This is a genomic window from Tardiphaga sp., from assembly GCF_028290785.1.
Lineage (GTDB): Bacteria > Pseudomonadota > Alphaproteobacteria > Rhizobiales > Xanthobacteraceae > Tardiphaga.
This window is the reverse complement of the sequence record NZ_JAQGJD010000225.1, coordinates 1-5,964: the sequence shown is the minus strand read 5'-3', so window position 1 is coordinate 5,964 and position 5,964 is coordinate 1. Positions and strand designations below refer to the sequence as shown.

The window sequence follows — 5,964 nt, the reverse complement described above, 5'->3', positions numbered from 1 at the left end:
TCGAGCAGGCGCAACGCGCTGCTGCCGCCAGCCCGACGTCATTGGCCGCGGAGGTCTCGGGCAAGGTATGGCTTTTCACGCTTAGCCCAAAAGGCGGCAAGACCCCCGGCGGTTCCAGCGTCGCTGAGGTCGGCCCGGTGCCAATCTTCGGGGCGCCCGAATATCTGCTGCGGATCAATCACGCCAGCGGTCCTCCCGGCTCAAAAACTCCGGTGCATTCGCATCCCGGCTCCGAGTCGTTCTATGTGCTTGCCGGTCAGGTCAGCCAAACAACACCGCATGGGGTAAACCACACGGAGGCCGGTCAGACACTGGTCGGCCACGGTCCGGATATGCCCATGGAAGTGTCCAGCAGCGGAACGACCAACTTGGATCAACTAGTGATGTTTGTCTTGGACGCGACCAGACCCGCCTCAGTGCCCGCTAAGTTCGAGTGAGGGACACGCAGCCTTGTGGGCGTATAACAGAAGTCGCATTGGAGGCCGTGAGGGCAGCTTTTTGACCCCGGGCCGACATGCTTGGCACCCCCGATACTCGCCCGCATGAACCAAACCGCAGGACCGGGCCACTCATGCACAGCAGTTTGGCCGGTTGTCATTGCCATCGCTTTTGGCTGTGGCACGGTTCGGACGTCACCTTGGCGGATTGGAAACGTCAGTGCCCCTTCTCGACTTGCTCTACCTCGTTGTCGTCCAGCCGCTATTGCCGTTGCTGGCCGGCGCCGGCCTGTTCATGCTGACCCGTTCCCACTTGATCGCGGCAGGCCTTTCCGCCCTCGGCTTCGGCGCTTGGGGAGCCTTGTACTTTTCTCGCTTGTCACTGAACGGCCCTTTGTCGGGCGCGCTCTACGGATTAGGAGTCGACGGCGTCACCAGCGGGCTATTGGCGTTGGCCGGCAGCGGCTACGTGCACCTGATCGGAGCGGAGGCGCGACGCCTCGGCACGGAGCGGACGGCAATCGTGCACGCCGTCGGCATCGCCTTCGCAGCGACAGCATTTGTTCTGCTCTTTGTGACGCATGGCTCAGACAAGGTCGGAATCGGGCTCTATCTCTCAATGCTCGCGTGGTCGCTCGGGGCCGCGGCTGCGACCGGCAGCTTCGGCGGTGTCGTCGCCACGATGGCGTTCGTGATGGTCGCCATGGTGCATGGCATCTGGGGCGCTGCAATCGCCAGCGGTGTCCGCGATGCCGGCCAAGCCTATCTCGCGATCTTCACCATGCCGCCGTTGCTGGTGCCTGTTGTCGCGATCGCCGCCTTTGGCAGGTGGCTCGGCGGCGCCCTCCGCGTGCGCGCAAGCCATGGGCGACCAGGATAGGTGGGGTCGAGCGGATTCATGTCGCCTGTTGGCACTTAGACGACATCGTCATAGACGCCAATGTCCGCTTTGCGCCAGAAGCGGCCGTTAGGGTCTGGGCTCCACCAGCCCGTGGCCCATGGCCGTAGGGTAGATTTAGCGCGGAAGGCGCGTAACCCACCGGGCAATCTTGTTGCTAGTGTAGTGGTGGGTAACGGCGCAAGGGCGCCTAACCCACCCTACGGACTCTGAAGATATCAAGACCGGACCGCTATTCCGCGACGACGGGGACAAGCGAAACGGTCGGATCGTGCGCCGGGATGCTGCCAGCCTCTACGCTGCAGACCACACGATTGCGTCCGCCGCCTTTTGCGTCATAGAGCGCGTGATCGGCAGATCTCATGAGATCGGCAATTCCGATCATGGCGGCATTATACTCAGCCACGCCAATGCTGATGGTTGTCAAAATCCGATCCGACTTTGCGATGAGCGGATTTTCACCAACATCGCGGCGCAAACGTTCGGCCACCACCTGAGCCTGTGCCAAATCCGTTTCCGGCAGCAGCAATGCGAACTCCTCACCGCCGATGCGTGCGAGCACGTCGGAATCACGTTTGCAGGCGCGCGCGAGCGTCGTGAGATGAACAATCATCTGATCGCCGACTTCATGTCCGAAACGGTCATTGACCGATTTGAAGAAATCGATGTCGATCATCAGGAATGACACCGGCCGCCCATAGCGCCGTGACCGGGTCAATTCGAGATCGGCGAGCGACATAAAGTGACGCCGATTGTAAATCCCGGTCATTCCGTCTGTCGTGGCAAGCCGCTCAAGTTCTTCGGCATGCCGCACAATGTCGGTTACGTCGCTGTAGGTCAGCATTCGTCCGCCACCGGGAAGTGCCGCGCATTGGCAACGAATGACGCGTCCGCTGCTAAGGTGCTGATCAACGGGAGGCCGATCGCCAGCAACGACCCAAGCGAGTCGCTCGGCCACGTATCGCTTGAGCTCATCGGGCGAGACTGCGTAAGCGCTGCTCCGCCGCGCATGTTTCAGCATGTCGGCATAAAGCGGCTTGCTATCGACGAACTTTTGCGGAGATTTGAACATCGCATGCAGCGCGGGGTTGGCGTATCGCGCCCGCAATTCGTGATCGAGGAGCAGCACGCCGTTTTGGATATTGTCCAGCGCGGCGTAAAGCGTTGCGAGTTCCTCGGTCGCGGTACCAGGCCCCGGTTGCGCGCATGCAGCCGCTCCGCCGGGGGACACCTCTCCGCTGAGGTGTTGGAGTGTTGGGCTTCCTTCGCTCGGCCGCGATCTGGGCATTGCCTGGGTTCTCCGATGCGACTGCGGGCAGGCGTATTGCGAACATCGACCAGGCAACACGACCCGTTTTTCAGCGATCCCACGCCGCGCATCATCATGTGCGAAAGAATGGGAGAATCTTGCTGTACCCTATGGTTGTCGGGGACGTATTTTGGAGCAAGTGGTGAAGGCTTACTTAATTAAATAATCGGCTTAAATGATTAAAGGACCGACCGGCTTTAGCTGGATGTACGATCCGAACGGCCGAAACCCGCAGGAGCTGGCTGGATCACTTGGGTCCGTGCGTTGCGCCGGCGGTGGCGGATAACCCACCGGCATCGCTGTAGTGGGTTACGGCGCAAGGGCGCCTAACCCACCCTACGGCTTGTGTCCGGGTCGAGATCGGCGCCGTGCAGCGGCGATGCCAGCAGCAATTCGGCCACGGCATCTACGATGTGATCAGGGGCGCGCGGCGTAGCCACGCATCGGACTGCAATTGATCGAGCACGAACGTCGCGACGTCGTGCCGCGATATGCTGCCGCCGTGGAAGTCGGATAGATCCGCAATCGCCCGGATCGATCCGTGGCTTGGCTTGTCGTTCAGGACCGACGGGCGGACCAGAATCCACTCAAGCCCGCTGTTGCTGACGATCGATTCCTGCCGGTTCTTGTCGGCGTACACGTTGCGCAACAGGAGCGGGAAGATCAACTTGTCGAACACGAAGCCACCGTGTCCGACGCTGTCGCCTGCACCCATCCCTGTAATGCAGACCAGGCGGGAAACGTGCTCGTCCTTCATCGCGTTCACAAGCGCCCGCGTCGCGGTCGACAGCAGTGTGACTTCGCGAAACGGGCTCGCCGGCGTACCGAGGGCGCTGATGACGGCGTCCTGGCCTTTGAGAGCTTTGCGCAGCACGTTTTCGTCGCGGACGTCGCCGATCATCAGCCTGGCCGGTTCGAGATCTTTTGCCTTCTCGGGCGACCGCGCCACGGCGCTGACGTCGTGTCCGCGATCCAGCGCCTGGCGGACGATCAAGCGGCCGGTCGGGCCGGTGGCGCCAAGCACCAGTATCTTCATCGGGGCATGACGCGCTGTGCCGGTTTCGGAATTTTGCATGATATGTTCCTTGAAGGTCGTTGTTGTGAGCGGTGCGTGCGGCTCGACCGTCAGGTCTCGGCCGCGATCTGAGCCGCAAAGTCGCGATAAGACCGCAGCGGCCGGCCCAGCATCGAGGTCAGCCGATCGACATCGCCGGGCTCGGGAATCATCCCGTCCATGACGAAGCGCTCGGCCATCAGGCGCATATCGAGCGCCATCCAGCCCGGCATGAACTTGCGCAGGTTCTGCTCGAACGCTGCGGTGTCTTCCGCGGGATAGGCGATCTGACGGCCGATCACATCTGTCCAGATGGCGGCGACATCGGTGCCGGTCAGCGTGTCGGGCCCAACGAGATTGAAGCGATCGAGCGGCAGCGGCGCCGCAGCCTGCTCGCGGCGGATCAGCTCAATCGCGGCGATCTCGCCGACATCGCGCGTGTCGATCATGGCGAGACCTTTATGGCCGATCGGCATCGGGTAGATGCCGTAGCCGGTCACCACGTCCTTGATCGTGATGTCATTGTTCATGAAGTAGGCGGGGCGCAGGATGGTGGCGTGAAGACCCATCCGCTCGATCATCCGCTCGACGCCGAACTTGCCCGCGAAATGCGGCACATCGACGTAGAGGTCGCTGTGGATCACCGACAGGTAGACGATGCGCTCGATACCGGCCTCGCGAGCGACGGCGAGGGCGACCAGCGCCTGGGTATATTCGTCGGCCACCACGGCGTTGAGCAGGAAGAGCGTGGATACACCGGAGAACGCTTTGCGAAGGCTGTCGACGTCCAGCAGGTCGCCCTGCACGACATCGACGCCGGCCGGGAATGCGGCCTTCGAGGGATCGCGCACCAAAGCGCGAACGTTGGCGCCACGCTTGAGCAACTGTTCGACGACATTGCGGCCGACATTGCCGGTCGCGCCGGTAACGAGGATGGTCATGGGGGTCACTCCTGATTGAGCCGATTGGCACCCCCAAAATTATCGATCCACAATCAAACCGATAGACGCTATATCTGAACGCACTGTCTCGCTGGTGAAACACATGGATTTGCTCGCTCTCGCTGATTTCACTCTGGTCGCCCGACACGGCGGGTTTGGACGCGCTGCCCGGGCCACGGGACGCCCAAAGGCAACCCTGTCCCGCCGGGTCGCCGAACTGGAAGCTGCGCTAAATCTGCGGTTGTTCGAGCGCGGCGCGCGTGTGTTGAAGCTGACCGAGGAAGGCCGCGCGATTTTCGAGCGCGCGGGCCGGTTGCTTGCCGAACTGGAAGATGTGACCGCGGCCATCGCCGCGGGCGGCGAAAGGCCGCGGGGCAAATTGCGGATCAGCGCGCCACTGCTCTTCTCGCAGACCGCGATGGGAAAGATTGCTGCCGGGTTCGCCTTGAAATACCCGGAAGTGAGGCTGGAGGTTTCGACGGAAGACCGTTCCGTCGATATGATCGAGGAGGGATTCGACCTGGTGATCAGGGTCAATCCGGATCCGGATGACAGCTTGGTGGGACGAGTCTTCCTGCGCGATCGACTGGTGGTCGTGGCGAGCCCTGAATTCTCCCGGCCGCCCGCAGACTGCCCCGCTCCTGCTGTCGTGCGCTCGTCCGGAGATCGACTGACCTGGGCCGTGAAAACTCCCACCGGCCCGGAGACGATCGCGATCGAACCGGTTCTGGCACTGTCATCCCTCGTCATGGTCCGGGACGCGGTGCGGGCCGGCGTCGGCGCCGGCCGCCTTCCCATATCGCTCGTGAGTCACGATCTGGCCGACGGCTCGCTGGTTCATTGGGGCGATGTGGAGGGCGCCGACATCGCTTTGTGGACGCTGTATCCCTCGAGGCGGCTGCTCAGCGCCCGGGTGTCGGCGTTTCTCGACTATCTGAAACAGGCTTTCCCCACAGGGACGCCCGACGAACTGGCCGCCTATATCGGAAGATGATGCTCTCACGATAGCTCCGACCGCGCGCCGCGTGATGGGTTACGGCGCAAGAGCGGCTACCCCCCTACGGCCTATTCCTCCCACGGATTGAACAGCTTCATCCCGAACGCCGCAAAATCCTTCACGTTGCGCGTGACCAGCGTGAGGTCTTGGCCAGCGCGGTCGCCGCAAAGAAGCCGTCCATCACGGACAGTGCCACGCCGCTGCGGCGGCTCTGCGCCATCAGATCGCCCCAGCGTTCGGCCACCGCGTGATCGATCGGCAGCATTCGCTCGGCGAAGCGCGCCGGCAGATCGTCGGCCAGCCACGCGGCCATCGCGGCGCGGCGGCC

The 5,964-nt window shown here is 62.6% G+C and carries 6 protein-coding genes and 1 pseudogene; 3 read left to right on the top strand and 4 right to left on the bottom strand.

Annotation, left to right across the window (positions count from 1 at the left end; genetic code table 11):
• A partial coding sequence (locus JWR89_RS13745) for a cupin domain-containing protein (RefSeq protein WP_299717037.1) occupies positions 1–437 on the top strand: 437 nt, incomplete at its 5' end.
• A 220-nt stretch (positions 438–657) separates the two neighbouring features.
• Positions 658–1,317, top strand: a complete 660-nt coding sequence (locus JWR89_RS13740; protein WP_299717035.1) for a hypothetical protein — start codon at positions 658–660, stop codon at positions 1,315–1,317.
• 250 nt (positions 1,318–1,567) lie between these two features.
• Here the strand turns inward: JWR89_RS13740 and JWR89_RS13735 are convergent, their stop codons facing one another.
• The 3 genes from JWR89_RS13735 to JWR89_RS13725 form a co-directional block, all read right to left on the bottom strand.
• A complete protein-coding gene (locus JWR89_RS13735; RefSeq protein WP_299717033.1) occupies positions 1,568–2,623 on the bottom strand; it encodes a sensor domain-containing diguanylate cyclase in 1,056 nt (351 codons plus the stop codon).
• A 427-nt stretch (positions 2,624–3,050) separates the two neighbouring features.
• Entirely contained in the window at positions 3,051–3,719 is a 669-nt protein-coding gene (locus tag JWR89_RS13730) for an NAD(P)-dependent oxidoreductase (RefSeq protein WP_299717032.1), read from the bottom strand.
• A 50-nt stretch (positions 3,720–3,769) separates the two neighbouring features.
• Complete coding sequence (locus tag JWR89_RS13725; protein WP_299717030.1) at positions 3,770–4,639, bottom strand: NmrA/HSCARG family protein; 870 nt, start codon at positions 4,637–4,639, stop codon at positions 3,770–3,772.
• A 103-nt stretch (positions 4,640–4,742) separates the two neighbouring features.
• Between JWR89_RS13725 and JWR89_RS13720 the strand changes: the two genes are divergently transcribed.
• The gene (locus JWR89_RS13720) at positions 4,743–5,633 is read left to right on the top strand and encodes a LysR family transcriptional regulator (RefSeq protein ID WP_299717028.1); all 891 of its coding nucleotides are present in this window, start codon (positions 4,743–4,745) and stop codon (positions 5,631–5,633) included.
• Between the two features lie 71 nt (positions 5,634–5,704).
• On the opposite strand, the pseudogene JWR89_RS13715 reads toward JWR89_RS13720, so the two are convergent.
• Positions 5,705–5,964 (bottom strand): annotated as a pseudogene (locus tag JWR89_RS13715) (PIN domain-containing protein); the annotation flags it as partial.